The sequence below is a fragment of the Psychrobacillus sp. FSL K6-2836 genome, assembly GCF_038003085.1.
Taxonomy (GTDB): Bacteria; Bacillota; Bacilli; order Bacillales_A; family Planococcaceae; genus Psychrobacillus.
In genome coordinates, this window is sequence record NZ_JBBOOM010000001.1 from 117401 (window position 1) to 136643 (window position 19243).

22 protein-coding genes are annotated in these 19243 nt (G+C 35.1%); 4 read left to right on the forward strand and 18 right to left on the reverse strand.

Features of this window, described 5'->3' with window-relative positions; genetic code table 11:
* Window positions 1-326: 326 nt before the first annotated feature.
* On the forward strand, window positions 327-872 hold the full coding sequence (locus MKY37_RS00610; protein WP_340772656.1) for a GNAT family N-acetyltransferase: 546 nt from the start codon (window positions 327-329) through the stop codon (window positions 870-872).
* A 37-nt stretch (window positions 873-909) separates the two neighbouring features.
* On the opposite strand, the gene MKY37_RS00615 is transcribed toward MKY37_RS00610, so the two are convergent.
* Complete coding sequence (locus MKY37_RS00615; protein ID WP_340772658.1) at window positions 910-1986, reverse strand: undecaprenyldiphospho-muramoylpentapeptide beta-N-acetylglucosaminyltransferase; 1077 nt, start codon at window positions 1984-1986, stop codon at window positions 910-912.
* Window positions 1987-2032: 46 nt separating this feature from the next.
* Between MKY37_RS00615 and MKY37_RS00620 the strand changes: the two genes are divergently transcribed.
* The gene (locus MKY37_RS00620; RefSeq protein WP_340772660.1) at window positions 2033-3382 is read left to right on the forward strand and encodes an MATE family efflux transporter; all 1350 of its coding nucleotides are present in this window, start codon (window positions 2033-2035) and stop codon (window positions 3380-3382) included.
* Window positions 3383-3447: 65 nt separating this feature from the next.
* Here the strand turns inward: MKY37_RS00620 and MKY37_RS00625 are convergent, their stop codons facing one another.
* The 6 genes from MKY37_RS00625 to MKY37_RS00650 form a co-directional block, all read right to left on the reverse strand.
* Complete coding sequence (locus MKY37_RS00625) at window positions 3448-4308, reverse strand: CAP domain-containing protein (protein ID WP_340772662.1); 861 nt, start codon at window positions 4306-4308, stop codon at window positions 3448-3450.
* 160 nt (window positions 4309-4468) lie between these two features.
* The gene (locus tag MKY37_RS00630) at window positions 4469-4744 is read right to left on the reverse strand and encodes a hypothetical protein (RefSeq protein ID WP_340772664.1); all 276 of its coding nucleotides are present in this window, start codon (window positions 4742-4744) and stop codon (window positions 4469-4471) included.
* Window positions 4722-5627 (reverse strand): CobW family GTP-binding protein, encoded by a 906-nt coding sequence (locus MKY37_RS00635; protein ID WP_340772667.1) that lies wholly within the window; start codon window positions 5625-5627, stop codon window positions 4722-4724. Before MKY37_RS00635 ends, MKY37_RS00630 begins: the two co-directional genes overlap by 23 nt.
* A gap of 64 nt (window positions 5628-5691) precedes the next feature.
* Window positions 5692-7173, reverse strand: a complete 1482-nt coding sequence (locus MKY37_RS00640) for a lmo1851 family serine protease (RefSeq protein WP_340772668.1) — start codon at window positions 7171-7173, stop codon at window positions 5692-5694.
* Between the two features lie 147 nt (window positions 7174-7320).
* Complete coding sequence (gene deoD, locus MKY37_RS00645) at window positions 7321-8025, reverse strand: purine-nucleoside phosphorylase (RefSeq protein ID WP_340772671.1); 705 nt, start codon at window positions 8023-8025, stop codon at window positions 7321-7323.
* A 71-nt stretch (window positions 8026-8096) separates the two neighbouring features.
* Entirely contained in the window at window positions 8097-8318 is a 222-nt protein-coding gene (locus tag MKY37_RS00650; protein ID WP_340772674.1) for a YozE family protein, read from the reverse strand.
* Window positions 8319-8669: 351 nt separating this feature from the next.
* Here MKY37_RS00650 and MKY37_RS00655 point away from each other — a divergent pair, with 351 nt between their 5' ends.
* The gene (locus MKY37_RS00655) at window positions 8670-10304 is read left to right on the forward strand and encodes a methyl-accepting chemotaxis protein (protein WP_445323007.1); all 1635 of its coding nucleotides are present in this window, start codon (window positions 8670-8672) and stop codon (window positions 10302-10304) included.
* A gap of 748 nt (window positions 10305-11052) precedes the next feature.
* Here MKY37_RS00655 and msrB read toward each other — a convergent pair.
* The 8 genes from msrB to MKY37_RS00695 form a co-directional block, all read right to left on the reverse strand.
* Entirely contained in the window at window positions 11053-11463 is a 411-nt protein-coding gene (msrB, locus tag MKY37_RS00660) for a peptide-methionine (R)-S-oxide reductase MsrB (RefSeq protein WP_340772675.1), read from the reverse strand.
* Window positions 11464-11985 carry a peptide-methionine (S)-S-oxide reductase MsrA gene (msrA, locus tag MKY37_RS00665; RefSeq protein ID WP_340772678.1) on the reverse strand — a complete coding sequence of 174 codons (522 nt, stop codon included), beginning with the start codon at window positions 11983-11985 and terminating at the stop codon, window positions 11464-11466. It lies immediately after the preceding gene.
* A gap of 11 nt (window positions 11986-11996) precedes the next feature.
* Entirely contained in the window at window positions 11997-12569 is a 573-nt protein-coding gene (locus tag MKY37_RS00670; protein ID WP_340772681.1) for a YpmS family protein, read from the reverse strand.
* Between the two features lie 12 nt (window positions 12570-12581).
* Entirely contained in the window at window positions 12582-13388 is an 807-nt protein-coding gene (locus MKY37_RS00675; RefSeq protein WP_340772683.1) for a GDSL-type esterase/lipase family protein, read from the reverse strand.
* Window positions 13389-13569: 181 nt separating this feature from the next.
* On the reverse strand, window positions 13570-14409 hold the full coding sequence (locus MKY37_RS00680) for a DegV family protein (RefSeq protein ID WP_340772684.1): 840 nt from the start codon (window positions 14407-14409) through the stop codon (window positions 13570-13572).
* 241 nt (window positions 14410-14650) lie between these two features.
* Entirely contained in the window at window positions 14651-15130 is a 480-nt protein-coding gene (locus MKY37_RS00685) for a dihydrofolate reductase (protein WP_340772686.1), read from the reverse strand.
* A 21-nt stretch (window positions 15131-15151) separates the two neighbouring features.
* Window positions 15152-16096: a thymidylate synthase gene (locus tag MKY37_RS00690; RefSeq protein ID WP_340772688.1), complete on the reverse strand. Its 945-nt coding sequence runs from the start codon at window positions 16094-16096 to the stop codon at window positions 15152-15154.
* A gap of 43 nt (window positions 16097-16139) precedes the next feature.
* A complete protein-coding gene (locus MKY37_RS00695; RefSeq protein ID WP_340772690.1) occupies window positions 16140-16709 on the reverse strand; it encodes a YpjP family protein in 570 nt (189 codons plus the stop codon).
* Window positions 16710-16726: 17 nt separating this feature from the next.
* On the opposite strand from MKY37_RS00695, the gene MKY37_RS00700 reads away from it, so the two are divergent.
* A complete protein-coding gene (locus MKY37_RS00700) occupies window positions 16727-16939 on the forward strand; it encodes a hypothetical protein (protein WP_340772692.1) in 213 nt (70 codons plus the stop codon).
* Window positions 16940-17025: 86 nt separating this feature from the next.
* Here the strand turns inward: MKY37_RS00700 and MKY37_RS00705 are convergent, their stop codons facing one another.
* The 3 genes from MKY37_RS00705 to MKY37_RS00715 all read right to left on the reverse strand — a co-directional run bounded on the left by MKY37_RS00705 (window position 17026) and on the right by MKY37_RS00715 (window position 19001).
* Window positions 17026-17832, reverse strand: a complete 807-nt coding sequence (locus tag MKY37_RS00705) for a class I SAM-dependent methyltransferase (RefSeq protein WP_340772694.1) — start codon at window positions 17830-17832, stop codon at window positions 17026-17028.
* Complete coding sequence (locus MKY37_RS00710) at window positions 17829-18266, reverse strand: BrxA/BrxB family bacilliredoxin (RefSeq protein WP_340772695.1); 438 nt, start codon at window positions 18264-18266, stop codon at window positions 17829-17831. The genes MKY37_RS00705 and MKY37_RS00710 overlap by 4 nt, the downstream gene beginning before the upstream one ends.
* A 603-nt stretch (window positions 18267-18869) precedes the next feature.
* Complete coding sequence (locus MKY37_RS00715; protein ID WP_340772697.1) at window positions 18870-19001, reverse strand: hypothetical protein; 132 nt, start codon at window positions 18999-19001, stop codon at window positions 18870-18872.
* Window positions 19002-19243: the final 242 nt, after the last annotated feature.

Here is a 19243-nt window from a genome sequence, read left to right on the forward strand (position 1 = left end):
AGCTAATCTAATCATATGTATTTAGGAAGAAACATACAAGTATTTAACATATATATTTAGAATTATTTTTTACAAAAATTTAATTATTTTTAAAATACTTTCTACTATGCAAAATAGAAAAAACAAAGTATATTATTAATGCAAATAATTTTATAAGGCAAAGTTCGCTTTGCCGAGGGAAGGCAAATGGTGCGCCACCAGTTTTGAGCTGGTCCTAGTAGGTTCGATTCCTACCCCGAAATTTTTTATGCACGATGAAGTGAAAAATTTCAGGGGAACTAGGATGACTCTGCTCATTTATTGGTTCTTTTTAGGGGGCGCTTTTTTTGATAAAAAAACGAGATTTATTCGAATGTACATCTCTTTATGAACTAATGTCTGAACCAACTATTTTGCCTTTTGTACGTCAAAAAGCAAGTTCGGCAGATGAGTATTGGTTTATAACGAAACAGTTAATGGAAGAAGAAGAAAGAGGAACAGTTATTTCTCGAACAATTGTTAGCGATTTTGGGCAACCAATCGGAACAATTAATCTGTTTGATGTTGAGGACGGGGCAGGTTTTTTAGGCACTTGGATCGGCTGTCCATTTCAAGGTCTAGGATACAATAAAAAGGCAAAAGAACAATTTTTACAAGAACTTTTCTTTGATTTAGATATTCATACGGTATTTTTACGAATCCGCAAAAACAATGGTAAAAGTATTCGTGCCACTGAAAAACTTAGATATGCATTAAAAGCAAATGAATCACATCCTTCTATCTATGCAGAAATTAATACTACAGATGAAGTATTTGATCTATATTATATACCAAAAGATTTGTTCCACTTAGTACTAATGCAACAAGAAAACGAAGAGGAACAGGCAATGTAAAAAAACTCCCGTCACTTCAAATAGTGACGGGAGTTTGTTATTTTTGGTAAGTTAATAATAGATCTACAAATTGCTCTGGTGTTTTAGAAGTGTTAGCCTCGAACATACGATCGATCATTTCTTCCCGTTCATCAACAATACGATTTAAAGAATCCATAAACGTAGTAGCAGTAAGGTTTTCCTCTTCGAGTACACACGCAAATCCCTTTTTCTCAAAGTATTTCGCATTCAATACTTGATCTCCTCTACTCGCATGGATGGATAATGGAATAAGCAACATAGGTTTTTTTAAATCTAGAAACTCGAAAATAGAGTTTGAACCAGCTCGGCTAATTACATAATCAGACATTTTCATCAAATGAGGCAATTCATTTGTCACATATTCAAAAGCTATATAATTCGGTTTTCCGACTAAAGAATCATCTTTGTTTCCTTTTCCACAAAGATGAATAAGTTGAAATCTGCGTGTAAGCTGTTCGATATTTTGTTTGACGACATCATTTATTTTGGCTGAACCTTGACTACCACCCATAATAATAATCGTTTCTTTCATAGCATCGAAACCGGTTAATTGTTCTGCAATTTTTTCATCACCATGAAATAGATCTGGGCGCAATATTGCTCCTATAGATGAGGCCTTATTATCGGGTAAGTGTCTTACTGTCTCCTCAAAAACAGTAAAAATATGCTCCGCAAACGATGAGGCTATTTTGTTAGCTAAACCAGGGGTTAAATCGGATTCATGAATCACAACTGGTATATTCGAAAGTTTTGCTGCAAGTACTACAGGAACAGATACAAAACCTCCTTTTGAAAATACGATAGAAGGTTTCACTTTTTTCAGTACGGATAATGCCTGTAAAGTGCCATACAATACTTTAAATGGATCGGAAAAGTTTTTCAGTGAAAAATATCTTCTTAACTTCCCATTTGAAATCGGATGATAAGGTATTTCAGGAAATCTCTCCCCAATAATTGTTTTTTCTATTCCATTATACGATCCAATATAATGGATATTATATTTTTTCTCTATTAACTCGGGTATTATGGCTTCATTTAAAGAAACATGACCAGCCGTACCTCCACCAGTTAATACTATTGTGTTATTATTCATTAATAATCTCCTAACTAATTTTAAACTTTAAAGGATGTATGCCAACATGCACGAAATGAGAACTCTACCAGAAAAAAGTAAGTATATGATTAAAATCGTCTTACCTATATTAATCACACAAATTGCACTCTATTTAATGACCTTCTTTGATATTTTAATGACAAGTAAATATAGTATTGAGCATTTAGCTGGTGTATCTATAGGTTCTTCTTTATGGGTACCTGTATATACCGCCTTAACCGGTATACTAATAGGCATTACGCCAATTGTAGCACAATTAATAGGTGCAAAAAAGAAGAAAGATGTACGTACCTTTGTACAACAGGGATTTTATATTGGAATAGTACTTGCTATTATTGTTTTTTTAGGCATTTTCCTGCTTATTGACCCGGTATTAAATTTAATACCCCTTGAAGATAGTGTACGCATCGTAGCGAAGAATTATTTGTTAATGCTGAGTATTGGACTGATTCCATTATTTTTGTACAGTGTTTTACGCTCTTTTATCGACGCTTTAGGGAAGACAAGAGTTTCGATGCTCATCACTCTATTATCCGCACCTATTAATATTGCCTTAAACTATTTGCTTATATACGGAAAACTAGGATTTCCAGAGTTAGGCGGGGTCGGTGCAGGATTAGCTTCTGCAATTACGTACTGGCTTATATTACTTATCGCAATTATTATCGTTCTTCGGAGTAATCCATTTGCAAATTTAAAGATTTTTCAAAGCTGGACTAAGCCTTCTTTAGTGAAAATACGTTCACTCATGAAAATTGGGGTTCCTATAGGAATATCTCTTTTTGCAGAAACAACTATATTTTCAGCTGTCACGATACTAATGAGTGTATATTCAACTGAAGTAATTTCTGCTCATCAAATTGCCATGAATTTCACTTCTCTGCTTTATATGGTGCCACTAAGCATTGCAATGGGTGCTACGATATTAGTAGGACATGAAATTGGTGCAAAACGATTCTCAGATGCGCGAACCTATAGCTGGTTGAGTGTGATAACCGCAATTTGCTTTAGTCTACTTTCAATTTCTATTTTGTTGTTATTTAGAGAGCAAATTGCTTCTGTATATACGGACGATCGTTATGTAATCGAATTGACCGTTCAATTTTTCTTCTTCGCTGCATTGTTCCAATTGTCTGATGCAGTTCAGGCGCCAGTTCAAGGAGCATTGCGTGGTTACAAAGATGTGACGATGACTTTTATCATGGCCATCATCTCCTATTGGATAATTGGTTTACCTACAGGGTATTTTCTAGCCAACTATACTTCATTTGAGCGCTTTGGTTATTGGATTGGATTGATCGTAGGATTGTCTATAGGAGCAATCACTCTTACCTCTAGACTTATTTACTTACAGAAGAAACTGAAGAAGCATTGATATTACTGACCTTCCATCTTATTAATAACAAAAAAACGACGCAAATTGCGTCGTTTTTGTTTTAATTATTTACCGATGAATTGTTGTGTCCAATAATAACCACTATCAGATAAACCTACTCCGATGTGTGTGTATGAACCATTCATAATGTTAGCTCTATGCCCTGGAGATTTCATCCATGCATCTACTACTTCAGCTGGGCTACGTTGGCCCATTGCGATGTTTTCTGCTGCAGATTTATACGTAATACCAAATGACTTCATTTGATCAAATGGTGATCCATAAGTTGGGCTAGTGTGAGAAAAATAGTTTTTGTTTTTCATATCTTGAGATTTTGCTTGCGCTGACTGAGTAAGTTTTGTATCAATCTGAAGTGCTTTTAGACCAGCCTTAGCTCGTTCTTTGTTAGTTAAATCGACAACTTGTTGGATTTCAGAAGTTACTTTAACCTCTTCTTTTACTTCAGGTGTTGGATCTTTTACTTCTGGTGCTTTTTCTACATTTTCTTCAACTGGTGCTACTGGTTTTGTTACTACTGGTTTTTCCTCAGCTGGTTTAGCTGGAGTTACCACCTCTGGTTTTTTTACTGGTTCCGCTGGTTTTTCAACTTCTGGAACCGGAGCTTTTTCTTCTGTTGGCTTTTCATTTTCTTTTTCTATAACTACTGGTTTTTTATCTACTTGATTAATATTAATCTTAGTTAGATCCTTAAGATTAAGAAGCTTTGCAAATGATAACTGCATATCGTAATTCCATTTTACTTTATAGGAAAGGCTTTTTGGAGCGTCCCAGTTGTAAGTAACGGATGTCTTTGCCTCGGAAGTAGTTGGTGAAAACCCAGTATTCATAGATGCGCTAGCTGTATTGGCAGAGATTAATAATCCACTAGCTAAAATTCCAGCCATAATCGTATGTTTTTTATTCATGTTTCATTTCCTCCTTCTTTTGTGCTCCCCTATTGTAAACACAAAATAGAATGAAATTTTCACATAAAATATTCCAATGAAACCAATTGAATCTTTTATTCTTTAAAATCTGCAATTCTAGCGAAGGGTTTTTGGATAACTTAACCACTTTGCTAAAATATTAGATATGTTCTTCGGTTGACAGTTTTTTATATTCTTCATTATATAGTTCAAGCATCATTTTCTGCTGAGTGTCTGATAGCTTACTGTTTTTAATACGATCAATTGCCAGACTATACTTTTTTTGAACCGATAACCTAGCTCTTGGGTGAGTATATTCATCTAATAACTCAGAATGAATGATACCTCTAATCTCTTCTTCCGTTTGAATTGTACCGATTGATTGACGGTTTTGATAAAGTAATTGAAAAGCTTTAATCATTTGGAGTGTTTCCAATCACAACGATAGATTCTACTCGATCTCCAATAATAACAATCTGAGGTTGCATTTTAATGTACTCCGGAAGCCACTGCACCATCCCGTAAGCATATTGAAACAGATAAGGATTTTTATGACCTTTTAATGGCACATAGCCCTTCATACGATAAATAGTGTCTGGAAGTTCTCTAACCCATTGTTCAAATTCATCCTTATCAACTGGCTCTGAAAAGGTGTGCAAACGTGAAGCTAAGGAAAGCTGTTTTCCTAATGCCGCTTGGTGGACCTCTTGACTATGATAAGTAGCTTCTAGTTTTGTGATCAGTTTTAAAGGTATTTTGGCATTGGATGTCTGAATAATAGGAGCATGACTATTTAAACCTTGAATTTGCATCGTTACCGTAGCTATTTCATCATCAGAAAGTAGATCTATCTTATTTGCTACTATTAAATGGGCATGTTTAATCTGTTCTAAAAATAGCATGCGTGTCTGAGGGGTCATTTTGTCTCTATCTATCCATCTTTTACAATCTGCGACTGTAATAATACCCTTCATATTTAACCTACTAGCAAAAAAGGGGGATAACACTGCATCCATAGCTTCAACTGGATGAGCAGCACCTGTTGTTTCGATTAGTAGTATATCGAAATCTTCTCCTTCTAATAGCATTTGTAGTTGTGCTTCCATTTTTTCTGCACCTGTGCAGCAAATACATCCTTCCAACATTTCCTTTATAGGTATATCATCGTGCACTGCTCTACTATCAAAAGGTAATTTCCCTAATTCATTCATAATTACAGCTGGCTTTAGCCCTTCCGCTTTCAATTGTTCAATTAAATGAGATAATAAAGAAGTTTTCCCACTTCCTAAAAACCCACTTAGCAAATAGACATCCTTCATATTTTTTTACTCCCTTTATATCGTTGAAAAAGCTGACCATAAAGGCCAGCTCCCATTCAACACTTTATTTGTCTAACAAATCTGTCACTATTTCTTGTGCCTTTAACAACTGTGGATCCTCTTCTAAGATTTTAGCTCTTAGTTTATCCATTAATTGATATGAGGTTTCTCCATCAATATCTCCTGACACAACAAGTTTGTTATCTGATTGGAACTTCTTCACGGCAGTATTCAACTGTTCATCAAAATTACCATCCACTTCACCTACATCATATCCTACTGCTTGTAGCATTTCTTCTGCAGTTTTAACCGCATCTGATGATTGGTTTGTTTTCAATGTTACAGTCGTATCTAAAGGAGGTAACATAGCATAAGATGGATATTCAACAACATGATCTGGAAGAATCCCAGTATCATGAATCCAGTTTCCATCTGGCGTTAACCACTTAGCAGTTGTGATTTTAATATTTGACCCATCTGGTAAATCATTCACTGTTTGAACAGTCCCTTTACCAAAGGAATTTATGCCTACCAATGGAATTTTTGCTGATTCACTTAAAGCACCTGCTAGAATTTCTGAAGCCGACGCACTACCTTCATCAATTATTAGGGTAACAGGTACATCGACGCGAGGGCCAGGCGTAGCTACTGTAACCTCTTTATTATTCTGAATTTCAATTTGCAGTAGTTTTTTCCCTTCATCTACAAAAAGATTAGAAATATCTATTGCAGAGGTTAACAGACCTCCAGGATTTTGACGAACATCTAGTACTAATGCTTTCATACCTTCTTTTTCCATTGAGTCAATAGCTGTTAGCAATTCTTCATACGTATTTGTAGAAAAACTGGATATGATAATATGTGCCACTTGATCATCTAACATTTCTGCATAAACCGTTTCAATCGGTATATCGTCACGTACTATTGTTACTTCCATAGAAGCATTGGTACCGCGTTGTATAGATAGCGTTACTTCTGTCCCTTTATTTCCACGAATAAGTAATACGGCTTCAGACGCGCTATATCCTTTAATATCCTTACCATCTACTGCTATGATTTTGTCATTTGGCATTAATCCAGCTTTTTCAGCAGGTGAGTTTTTAATAGGAGACACGATGTTAATAACACCATCTCTTTCTTGAATCTCTGCACCTATACCTTGAAAACTAGAAGATATATTCTCATTGAATTGGGAAGCCTCATCTTGGTTCATATAATCGGAATAAGGATCCTCTAACGCATCGATCATTCCGTTAATAGCGCCATTAATCACTGCTTCTTCATCAACTTCTTTATAGTATTCTTCCTCTAATTTATCATATGCCAAATACAATTTAGAGAACTCAGAGCGCTCACTCTGATTAACTGGATTTACATTTACAACCTTCTCGTCACCCCATGTTAAAGCAATCATGGTAACAGCTGCAGTCGCTACAACTAGGGCAAAAATACTTAATAGGAAAACAAATGGTTTCATTTTTATATATTTTGATGCTGGTTTTATTTCCGTTATCTCTTCTTCATTATTTTGTTTTTGTTCATCCAAATTCCTTCACCCTTTTCAGAAAAAACTTCCCTTAATACTATATGTAGTATTAAATACTTTAAGTCATCGTTTCATTTTAAAAATAGACTGTCATATATATGACAGTCTATTTATGATTGTTATCTAATTCAAAGCCAAAAATATAATTTAGTCTTGAATTGCCGCTTCTAAAGCAACAACAATCATATCATTGAACGTAGTTTGACGTTCCTCAGAAGAAGTTGCTTCTCCTGTGATAATATGATCACTAACTGTTAAAATAGACAATGCTTGACGACCGAATTTAGCAGCAAGCGTATATAAAGCTGCGGATTCCATTTCTACAGCAAGAACGCCATAGTCAGCCCACTTCTCATTTTGAGCGTTTTCATTGTAGAATAAATCAGCTGTGAATACATTTCCTACTCTTAAGTTTAGACCAGCTTCTTTACCCGCGTTATATGCTTTGTATAATAGATCAAAGTCAGCAGTTGGAGCATAACTGATATCATCTAATAACACTTTATTTAATGTAGAGTCTGTTGATGCACTTTGAGCAAGAATTACGTCACGAACTTTTACATCTTTTTGGATTGCTCCACATGTTCCAACTCGGATTAACTTTTGTACATCATAGTCATTCATTAATTCATGAACATAAATAGATATAGAAGGAACACCCATTCCAGTACCTTGTACAGAAATCCTTTTTCCTTTATATGTTCCAGTATATCCGAACATATTACGAACCTCATTATATTGAACAGCATCCTCTAAGAATGTTTCGGCAATATACTTTGCACGCAATGGATCTCCTGGAAGTAAGATTGTGTCTGCAATTTCACCTTTTTTTGCGCTAATATGAATACTCATTTAAATAACCTCATTTCTAATACGTTTCGGCTTAATGATACCGTTTTTTTCCTTCAATTGCAATGAACTTGCTACTTTGAATCTTCTATATAATACTCCCATATTTCATCAAATACAGCTGCTGGCATATTCGGGTCTGCAAGCTCTTCAATATATAACGAAATTTTATCAAAAGAAGTTTCTGCTTTTGGAAAATCGTGATGGTTAAACATGCTGTTGGCAAATTTTGACTTTTTGTCTTCCTTTTGACCCCCACGAAATTTTAAAGTAAACAAATAAAACGATTGTCGCATAAAAATAATCCTCCTTTAGTCGTGAAGACTCATGAAAATGAAATAAATGTAGATAATTCAAACCAAAACAAGTAAACTTAAAAATGTTAATAGTTTGACATTTCGAAAGGATTGATATAGTTGATAAATAACATTTCAAAGAAACTAAAATCAATGAAATTCCCCAAAATAAAAGCAGATAGAAAGAAAGATGGGAAACCGAAAAGAAGCAAAGCTATTTCCCTATTCAAAAAATCTAGGAAGGAGGATAAAAGGATAAACCCAAACCATACAATCAAAGCCAATTTTCTTCATTCCATACGCGGTCGTGTTCTTATAATCTTCACAGTTCTTATAATAGTTTTAATATCGATGCTTGTCCTAACATCTACAAAAATGTTTTCCGCTCAACAAGCATTAGAGAAATTTACAAATGTCGACATTAAAGAGCAGATGATGGTAAACCAAATCGCAACGGAGATTGCACAACTTGCGAATGCAGAGCAAAGTTATATAATAACCGGTAAAAACAATTATATGGCAAGCTATAGAAAATATAAAGATTCAACTATTACAAATATTAAAGAACTGTATAAAACGTACGAAAATCGCCCGGATGAATTACAAAAAATTCAGTCTATCGACCAGTTTTTTACAACTTATTTACAATACTCTGAACGTGTTATTGACATTCGCAATGAGAACGGTATAGAATCTGCTCAAAAGTTAGTCAATACTGGAAACGGTAAAACCGCAATGGATTATGTGAATGTACATATCGCAGCTATAAACGAACTTCTTGAAAAGAATAATGCAAATCAGATTGCACTATTAAAAAAAGAAAATAATACTTCGCTAATTATTTTTATTGCGCTAACCGTTTTCTCTGTAGTACTTACCCTATCCTTTGGTATTTTCTTGTTCTATTCTATTAAACGAAATACCTATGCTATTAATCGCTCTATTTTGGATATTGCACAAGCTGGCGGAGATTTAACGAGACGAGTAAAAGTTAGATCAAAAGATGAATTTTCAGAGATAGCAACTAGTACAAATGTATTGATAGCATCAATAGCCGACTTAGTAAGAAGAGTTAGAGAACTTACAGTAAATGTTTCAGCAAGTGGACAAGAATTGATGGCCTCATCAGATGAGACTGCTTTAACAATTCAATCTATCGCTGATTCAACCAATGAAATCGCTGCTGGCAGTGATCAAACATTAAGAAGCATGACAGAAGCGATTCAAAAAATGAATTCCTTAGAAGAAGCAACAAGATATTTGAACAATGATGCACAGTCAGTAAAAGAAGCAACTGATCAAATGATTCAAGCTGCTCATAAAGGAGGAGAATCCGTACAACATTCGTCTAATGTCATGATGAGTATCGAAGAAACAATGGCAAATACGACGCAAACTGTAGAATCACTTGGTACAAAATCAAATGAAATCACCTCTATTATCAAAACAATTACAGCTATCGCAGAGCAAACGAATTTGCTAGCATTAAATGCTGCAATCGAGGCTGCTCGCGCTGGTGAACATGGTAGAGGGTTTGCTGTAGTTGCAGATGAGGTAAGAAAGCTGGCAGAACAATCCCAAAGAGCTGCAAAAGAGGTTACAGGAATTGTTACTTCTATACAATCTGAAGTTACGTCGATTGTTAAACAAAATCATGAGGGGGTTGAAAGTGTGATTCGGGGGGTTGAAGTAGCAAATGAAACGAATGCTTCTCTTGACCAAATCATGAATCAAACAAATGAAACGATTTCTATTATTGATAAAATGGTGAAACAAATCGAAGAAACACTTAACTTTAGTCAAGAAGTTGCTGCATCGTTTATAGAAGTAACTCAAATTGCAGAAAATACAGCATCTAATACAGAAACTTCCGCTGCTGCTGCTGAACAAGGATCTGCAGCCATGGAAGAAATTAATGCATCTGCTGTAGAATTATCCCACCAAGCGGATGAACTAAGTAAAGTTGTAAATGAATTTAAACTATAATATCCTATTATCATAAGAAAAACGAGCAAAAAGACATGACCGGTCCTTTATTGTCAAAACCTGTTACTATCGTTTTCAAAGGGCTTTGGACAGACGTTTTGCTATATGATTACCGAGTGAATTTTTAGGGATGTTGGTTGGTTGTGACGGACGTCACAACCAACCAACATCCCTATTTTTCGGTAATCTTATGTCTATCCGTTGCCCTCTTACAACTCTTAGAAACAGGTAAGTGCGGTTTTGGATAACTAGAGAAAAAACCTTTCCTATTCATAGAAGAAGCTCTCGAAGATGCAATTTCGTTCGCTATTTCGCTTCTTTATATAGTGAACACTTACTATTTCACTGTATTTCCACTTGTATAAAAGAAAATCTACTTTCTTCATCCTTCATTACAGAATAGTATCCTTGATGAATTAAATGATACTACTGATTTCCGTTTCAGGTGGACGCGTTCCGCGGGGTGAGCGATGAGCTATCACCGTCGCTGCGCGTCGTTGTGATATCCCATCTGTCTCACTCATCCCGCCGGAGTCGCCACCTTTCACTCCAATCAATAAAGGGTGTAGTACTCAACAATAAGATTTTGCATAGCCTATCGCTAAGATGATTATAGTGGTCAAAGTTAATATAGCGATAAAACCGTCTGTTGAATTTAAAGCACTATGAACACTTGATCCGCAGTACAATAACTTATCCTTTAAAAAAAGGAAGTGGATTATCCACTTCCTTTTTAATCATTCATCTATTAAAACAATTTGCTATACGCTTCATAGCCTTCTTCTTCTAATTTATCTTTCGGTACAAAACGCAGTGCCGCAGAATTGATACAGTAGCGTAGACCTGTTTCTTCCTTAGGACCATCTGGGAATACATGACCAAGATGTGAGTCTGCTGTTTTACTTCGAACTTCTACTCGTCTCATGCCATGACTATCATCAAATTTCTCTAAAACCTCATGTTCTTCAATTGGACGCGTAAAGCTTGGCCAACCACAGCCAGCATCATATTTATCCTTTGAATGAAACAAAGGTTTGCCAGATACTACATCTACATATATTCCTTCATCAAAATGCTTATCATATTCACCTTGAAATGGTGGTTCTGTGCCATTTTGTTGCGTAACATAATATTGCATTTCTGTTAAATTCTCTTTCATTTATAGCCCCTCCTTCATTCTTTCAACAAATGCAGCTCTGCCGGATCCAGTAAAGTATCGATTATAGTGGCCAGGATTTTTCTTATAATAATCTTGATGATAATCCTCTGCTGGGTAAAACTCAGCTGCAGGTAGTATTTTCACCGCAATTTTCACATTAAATTTCCCAGAAGCATCTAAAGCATCCTTAGACGCTATCGCTTTTTCTTTTTGCTCTTCGGTATGATAAAAAATGGCAGTTTGATACGAGGAGCCTCTATCAAAAAATTGACCATTATCATCAGTTGGATCCACATTCAGCCAAAAAATTTCTAATAAACGATCATATGAAAATACAGCTGGATCAAAAGTGATTTGTACTGCTTCGTAATGTCCAGTTGCATTGGAGCAAACCTGCTCGTATGTTGGATTAGGTACATGTCCACCCGTATATCCAGAAACCACTTTTTCAATTCCATCGTACGAATCAAAAGGCTTTACCATACACCAAAAACAGCCGCCTGCAAAAGTTGCTTTTTCCATTGTTTCGCCCCCTATTCTGTTGGTATTACAATTTCAAGCGTAATGATATCCTCTGCTAAATTCAACTCTTTTGCTCGTACATGAACACCTGATGCCATCGGAATATCGGATAGCTGGATGAGAACTTCCTCTTCCGCAGGATTCACAACCATCCAGTTAGGAAGCTCCACTGAATCCCTCAATAGCTTTAAAATCATTTCAGGCTCCATTTTTTGTGGTCCAATTTCAACAGATGATTGCTCTAATCGAATATTACCGTTCTTTTCTACATGTGGTTCAAAAAACATTTTTACGGGTAAATTAATAGAAAAAACAGTAAACTCTGACGATAAAACAATTTGATCATCAACTGTAAGTTGAAGTGGAAGAGGCTTTCCACCTATCTCTTTTTTTATATACGAATTTGCAATAGCTTGAAAATCCTCCTTAGTTGCATTTACAGTTAACACATTCCCTTCTGGAGGTGTGCTCGCTTCCTCAATCCATACAGATTCTACAGGAGTTGTTATCCAATAAACGAAGGTTCCAATACTGCCGATAATAATTAGTACTAATAAAAAAAATGCAATTTTCCACTTATTCATTCCTTCAACTCCTTAAAACAACAATTCCCTACTATCGGCATCTATTAAACCACATTCCTGCATTGTACTAACTATTTCTTCAATGACAAGTTGATATCCTTTACTGTTTGGATGGAAGAAGTCCGTATGATACACCAAATTAGCATTTGTCACAAAAAGATGATCTATTGGTACATAACAAGCATTGCTATCACTATCAGCCATTTCCTGAATGACCTCATTCCAATCATTTAAAATTAGATCAAACTCACTTTTTTCATCTGTAACAATCGTAATAGGATTATATAAACCCATTATAATAATCGGAGCAGTACTATTAATCTCCCGAATTTCATGAAGAATTTGATCATAATTCCTTTCAAACTTTTCTAATTCCTTTTCAAATGCCTCTACTTTTAGATTAAACAAATCTTTCTTAATGACCTTCATAATGTCATTTCCACCAATGGTTAAAGTAATTATATTGGCTTTTCGGATTTGGTGGTCAATTTCTCCATTCTTTAACATTTTTAAAAGTTGATCGCTTCTACGACCTCTTTTTGCAGTATTGGTTAATGGAACGTCTTCTATTCCATTATATTGTAAAAAATGTTGTTGCAGACGTCCTAAATAACCTTCTCTCCCTAACTCATCTCCTACTCCTTGTGTCAAAGAATCACCAAGGCCAACTACTTCTATCGTTCTCGGAAAAAATTGAAAGGGTATAACATAATCTTCAAAAAGAACCTCTTGTTTTTCTGAAAAACTGACTTCTACCAGGTCATTGGAATTACACCCTATTAGAAAAATAACACAAATAATCATTATAAAATATTTCATTAGAAACCCCTTTTTTTAAAAGTAAAACTTCAATGAGGAGGTCTTCATCCACACTGATGAAACAAGGAACTCAGGAAAAAAACCACGTCCTGCGGCAATGCATGAGAAACCAACAACCTGATGGCCCGTAGCATTCGGGATAAAACAAAAGCAGGGATAAGTATTCCTCCCTGCCTTTTGTCTATTCTGTCATGTACATAAATCCAATAGCACCTGGTCCTGTATGTGTACTAATGACAGGTGATGTAAATGAAACTTTGATATCTAGGAATCCCGACTCCTTTATGAGATTCATCAAAGGAGTAGCCATAGAAAAACCATTTGCATGAGAAATACCAACCGCTTTGACAACTTTTCCTTTTGTATCTGCAATATATCGGTCAAATAAGTAATTGACAACTTGTTTGTGGCTTCTTACCTTTGCAATTGGTGTATACTCTCCACCTGCTAAACTTGCGATTGGCTTAATAGAAAGTAAAGAACCGAGCATTGCCTTTCCTTTTCCAATTCGGCCACCTTTAACGAGGTTATCCAAAGTATCTACGACGACAAACAAATCAGACTTCCTGCGAATATCTTCTAATTTTTGAATAATAGCTTCTTTTGTTTCGCCATTTGAAGCCATTTTAGCCGCTTCCTCAACTTGGAACAATAATGCAAAGGAAATAAATTTCGAATCGATTACTGTAACATCTGATTCTGACATCGCAGCAGCAGCTTGAGCTGATTTTACAGTCCCACTCATACCACCAGTCATATGTATAGAGATAACATGATCACCATCTTTACCAAGTTCGTCGTATAATTCCTTAAAGACCCCCGCTGATGGCTGTGAAGATTTTGGCAATTCCTTAGAGGTCGCCATTTTTTCTAGAAATTCTTCTGGATTAATATCCACTCCGTCAATATATGATTCGTCATCAATTTGAATTGTCAAAGGTACGACATGTATATTGTATTGCTCAATAAGTTCTGTTGTTAAGTCAGCTGTGGAATCTGTTACAATGTGAACGTTCGGCATGTGCTATCCCTTCCTTCCTACTTAATACTATTATAAGAAGAATACCTGCGTTCTGTAAACTATTTGCTAGTAGATCTTATCAATTCCATTTTCCTGCTTTAGATGGATGGAAATCCTCTATAAGTTTCTTGGTATCATTTCACGCAATTCTTACTCTAGTGTATGAATGGAAAAAGCTTATTTGAACGTTTGCAGAGCAGATTTATTAATATTTTTTTATTTTGATCGATAAATTATTCACTTACTTTTTTTCATAAACCAAATAAACATACGAAATACCATCTGGAGTTTTCATATCTTCAGTTGTTTCTACTAGCACCCATTCATCACCGTATTGAGGGAAAAAAGTATCCCCTTCAAAAGTTTGTTGTATAAATGTTATATAAAGTCTGTCTGCTTTTGGCAAAATAGCACGGAAAATTTGTTCACCACCAATAACCATTACTTCTTCATGATGAGCTGTGGCCATTTCAATAGCTTTTGTTAAATCCGTCACTACCTCAGCACCATCTACATGATAATCGTCATTTCTTGTGACAATAATATTTTTACGTCCTGGTAACACTCTTCCAATGGATTCAAATGTTTTTCTTCCCATTACCATTGCTTTATCCATCGTGGTTTCTTTAAAATAAGCTAGGTCCCCTGGAATATGCCATGGCATTTTGTTTTCAAATCCGATTACTCTGTTAGGGTCATGTGCAACAATAAGTGATATCATGTACTTCCTCCTATAATATATTTAAACGGCAATTGGTGCTTTAATTCGCGGGTGTGGATCATAGCCCTCTATTTTAATGTCTTCTATTTCAAAATCAAAAATAGACTCTTTTTCATCATTTAATAGTAGTTGTGGTAAAGTTTTTGGGTCTCTTTCTAATTGCGTTGTAACCTGTTCCATATGATTTATATATAAATGAGCGTCTCCTAAAGTATGGACAAATTCTCCGACTTCTAACTGGCACTCTTTTGCTATTAAATGAGTTAATAATGCATAAGAGGCAATATTAAAGGGAACTCCTAGGAACACATCAGCACTACGTTGATAAAGCTGACAAGATAATTTCCCATTTGCCACATAAAATTGCATGAAGGCGTGACATGGCGGTAAAGCCATTTCATCTACCTCCGCTGGGTTCCAAGCAGTAATAATATGTCTTCTAGAGTCAGGATTTTTCTTAATCTGCTCTATGACATTTCGTAATTGATCTATCGTTTGTCCATCCTTAGAAGGCCAGGATCTCCATTGACGACCATATACTGGACCTAAATCACCAAACTTTTCTGAAAAATCATCATCCGTTAAGATTTTTTCACAAAAGATATCCATTTGCTGTTGCACGATTTCGTTAAATTCAGGGTCCTTTGCAGCTCGAACTCCAAAATTTGTCATGTCTGGTCCTGTATATTCCACACTGTTCACCCATTTTTCAAATGCCCACTCATCCCAAATATGATTATTAGCTTGAATAAGTGTTTTAACATTCGTATCACCCTTTAAAAACCAAAGAAGTTCGGTTGCAACTAAACGAAAAGCTGTCTTTTTCGTTGTGAGAAGCGGGAAACCATCAGACAGATCAAATCGCATTTGATATCCAAAGACACTTTTCGTACCAGTTCCCGTCCGATCTCCTTTTTCAACTCCATTATTCATAATATGCCTACACAAAGTAAGGTACTGCTCCATATCATATCCCTCTTTTCTTTTCTCATGCAAAAAAAGCTCTCAACTAGGAGAGCCATTTTGGTGGTGTGTTTTTGGACCAATATATGTCACCTAGAACATAATGTTTTGAATACTTATCTTCCGCCAAGTGATAGTGAAAATTGAAATAATACCCATCTTGCGGTTTTTTATCCGTTCTTACATGAAAACGGATCAAATCTTTTTTAGTTGTATCATTATAAATATTAAAAATCTTTTCGTGGTAATCTCCAGATGGCTGCTCGGAAATAGCTAAACGAGTTATTTTTTCATCAGTTGCTTTAGCAATTGTCATATCAATTGCTTCTTGCATCTTCGGAAAGATAATATCATCAAATTCATGTTGAATCACAGGCCCTATTCGATTACCGAACTTTATGTATGCTTGTTCCTTGGCAGCATCAGCCATGTTTTCATAAACGGAGGATTCATCTGTTATTGTTACTTGTTCATAATCATGTGCATCAGAAGAAATAGCCCTAGAAGGACTTTTGGTATCTAATAATTGCTCCCATATGAAATGGTTAGGAGATATTAGACCAAATGTTAAGAGTGCAACTGTTATGATTATTGACTTTTGGAACCATTTTTTCATCCTATTCACCTTCAATATTGGACAATTTTAGTAAAACTCTTCATTCTATTAAACGTTTTGACGAACTAAAGGTTTCATCTTCTTACTATTCATTGTACAATAAAATGTGTAAACATACCACAGAGCTTTTTGAACAAAGGAGGAAAATCACGATGGACGCAGGATTAGTTATAGGTATCGGATTTTTGTTTTTATTAGCATATTTAACATCACTTAACTTTACAGATTGATTTAAATTTATTACCAAAAGTTTCAGCAGGAGTCGTGGTTTTTTTCACGGCTCTGTTCTTGTTTATTTTAATGTAGATTAGCTTGTCTATTCATCGTATGCTGCTTTAGTTACTTCTAAATCTATAATTCCATAATGAAATTTAGAAGTTAATCTAATTCCTCTTTTAAAATCGAATTGATCAAATAAGGGAGATCGGAAATGTGCTTTTAAAACAACTCTTTTTCTTGCAAGTCTCTTTGCCTCTGCCATCCACTCATCACTCAAAGATTCATGAACACCAGCTTCTCTTAAAACATAGAAATTGGTAGACTCCTCAATTACTTCTTCGAACATTGGATCTATATAGACTACATCATAGGAATTGGAAGCCACTGTTTTCATATAGGCAACTGCATCTTGATGGATTAGATCGATATTTTGCATACTTTTTAGTAATGACTCATTATTCGTTTCATAATTTTTTAAACCTACATCCACTATATATGCAATAGTCGGTTCCTTTTCACATGCATGTACAATTCCTGAGCCCCCTACTGCATAAGAGGCAATTATACTATCTGAGCAAAGGCCAGCAGTAGTATCTAAAAAATGATCACCCTCTTCTAATCCTGCAGCTTCTAAAAAGGAATCTTGTTCTCCATTTAATAGCCTCTTAATACGAAATGCAGCAGAATTAGGGTGAAAGAAAAAAGGAGAAGTGGAACCGTAAGTATACAGTTCCAATCTCTCTTTGCTCACAACGAGTACATTTGCACGCTGCTCCTGTTGTATAGTAGAAACGGATTTCTTTTGACGTTTTATATATGGTAAATTTAGTAAGTTAGAAATCTCATTTGCTTTTAACATATATTCTTCATTTGTTCTACCAGCCGTGGTAACTACAGTGTTCATGAAGAAACGACTTGTGAAAGTACGCCAGATAGATGATCCTTAATAGTCTCCATCGAGTTGCTTTCAATTTGTTCGCGTGGGATGAAATATGCTAACTGATCATCTTTCCAAATGGCAATTGATGGTGAACTTGGCGGTACATCCTCAAAATATCCTCGCATTGTTGCAGTAGCCTCTTGGTCTTGTCCAGCAAATACAGTGACTAAGTTCTCAGGTTTTACTTCCAACTCATTTAATGCATTAACAACAGCAGGTCTAGCAAGTCCTGCAGCACAGCCACATACCGAATTTATCACGATTAAGGAAACTCCACTTGCAGTTGACATATGTTCTTGTACATCCTCAGGTGTAATAAGTTCTTTAAATCCAGCTCCTGTTAGTTCACTTCTCATTGGTCCTACAATACCTCTCATATACTCATCGTAAGCATTCATGATTTCGCCCTCTTTCTATTAGTTTCACATAACCTATTATAACAACATTTTTACAACATAAGCCAATTCCCTGTTTTCGTCTTTTTTTGCATACTCTTTCAGAATTTTTGTGACTTTTTTGTTAAAATATTTTTTATGCAACATATTAACCAACGTTCAATTGTTAAAAATACCATATCTAAAAAAAATCAAATAGACCTCCCTCTGTTCATTATGGTTGGTGGTTTTTAGCTTCTTCAGCTCTATTCATGATTTCACAAATACTTCTAAGCGCTAAATATTCTAGTGAACATAACTGCTGTCTCTGTTTATAAATTACAAATAGAGTATATGAAGACTTAAATTTATTGAATTAAGTTATGAGTATGCCCAATTCACTTAGAAATGGTCTCTTTTGAGTTGTACATTGTTTTAAAAATATACTTAAAGTTCACTTCATATTTGTCCGATATAATACAGATTATCGTTTAAAGTAACTGTTGTTTTCATTTTAACTTTGATTGACTAAAGTATCCTTTTTTAATAGTGTTTAGATTTTCAATTTGTTCAATAAAAGAAATTGACTAAGTATACAAAACTCTTTAAAAAATATATTTTCGATTATTATTTGCTCCATCTTATCATTAGCCCCTCACTTTTTACCACTTCTTCAACTAATTCATCTATGCTTGTTGAATTAAATAAAAAAGCCCCCACAATTAGTAGCAGTGCTAAGGAAAAATTATTTAGTTTCATCAATCGTCCCCTTTTTTTATTTAACATTCGAACAATAGTTGGATTTCACAACTTATATTTAATGTTAATTTTTGGATAAATAAAAAAGAGACCAACTCAATTAAGAGAAGATCGCTTTTTTAGAAGGAAGGTAGTAAATAGGAGGCACCTATCATTTTACTAACCGTTTTTTAAAGTAGTAGGTGTTGCGGACAAATTTACCCGATGACAAAATAGTATGTTTTCTTGGCTAAACTTTCTCT

Excerpts from the sequence above, each read along its gene's own strand:
- MKY37_RS00615 (WP_340772658.1), bottom strand. The coding sequence starts at position 1,986 with ATGAATAATAACACAATAGTATTAACTGGTGGAGGTACGGCTGGTCAT.
- MKY37_RS00635 (WP_340772667.1), bottom strand. The coding sequence starts at position 5,627 with ATGAAGGATGTCTATTTGCTAAGTGGGTTTTTAGGAAGTGGGAAAACT.
- MKY37_RS00675 (WP_340772683.1), bottom strand. The coding sequence starts at position 13,388 with ATGAAATATTTTATAATGATTATTTGTGTTATTTTTCTAATAGGGTGT.
- MKY37_RS00705 (WP_340772694.1), bottom strand. The coding sequence starts at position 17,832 with ATGAACACTGTAGTTACCACGGCTGGTAGAACAAATGAAGAATATATG.
- msrA (WP_340772678.1), bottom strand. The coding sequence starts at position 11,985 with ATGGAAAAAGCAACTTTTGCAGGCGGCTGTTTTTGGTGTATGGTAAAG.
- MKY37_RS00670 (WP_340772681.1), bottom strand. The coding sequence starts at position 12,569 with ATGAATAAGTGGAAAATTGCATTTTTTTTATTAGTACTAATTATTATC.
- MKY37_RS00710 (WP_340772695.1), bottom strand. The coding sequence starts at position 18,266 with ATGAATGCTTACGATGAGTATATGAGAGGTATTGTAGGACCAATGAGA.
- MKY37_RS00650 (WP_340772674.1), bottom strand. The coding sequence starts at position 8,318 with ATGCGACAATCGTTTTATTTGTTTACTTTAAAATTTCGTGGGGGTCAA.
- MKY37_RS00695 (WP_340772690.1), bottom strand. The coding sequence starts at position 16,709 with ATGAAAAAATGGTTCCAAAAGTCAATAATCATAACAGTTGCACTCTTA.
- MKY37_RS00715 (WP_340772697.1), bottom strand. The coding sequence starts at position 19,001 with ATGAAACTAAATAATTTTTCCTTAGCACTGCTACTAATTGTGGGGGCT.
- msrB (WP_340772675.1), bottom strand. The coding sequence starts at position 11,463 with ATGAAAGAGAATTTAACAGAAATGCAATATTATGTTACGCAACAAAAT.
- MKY37_RS00680 (WP_340772684.1), bottom strand. The coding sequence starts at position 14,409 with ATGCCGAACGTTCACATTGTAACAGATTCCACAGCTGACTTAACAACA.
- MKY37_RS00685 (WP_340772686.1), bottom strand. The coding sequence starts at position 15,130 with ATGATATCACTTATTGTTGCACATGACCCTAACAGAGTAATCGGATTT.
- MKY37_RS00690 (WP_340772688.1), bottom strand. The coding sequence starts at position 16,096 with ATGGAGCAGTACCTTACTTTGTGTAGGCATATTATGAATAATGGAGTT.
- MKY37_RS00655 (WP_445323007.1), top strand. The coding sequence starts at position 8,670 with ATGCTTGTCCTAACATCTACAAAAATGTTTTCCGCTCAACAAGCATTA.
- deoD (WP_340772671.1), bottom strand. The coding sequence starts at position 8,025 with ATGAGTATTCATATTAGCGCAAAAAAAGGTGAAATTGCAGACACAATC.
- MKY37_RS00620 (WP_340772660.1), top strand. The coding sequence starts at position 2,033 with ATGCACGAAATGAGAACTCTACCAGAAAAAAGTAAGTATATGATTAAA.
- MKY37_RS00625 (WP_340772662.1), bottom strand. The coding sequence starts at position 4,308 with ATGAATAAAAAACATACGATTATGGCTGGAATTTTAGCTAGTGGATTA.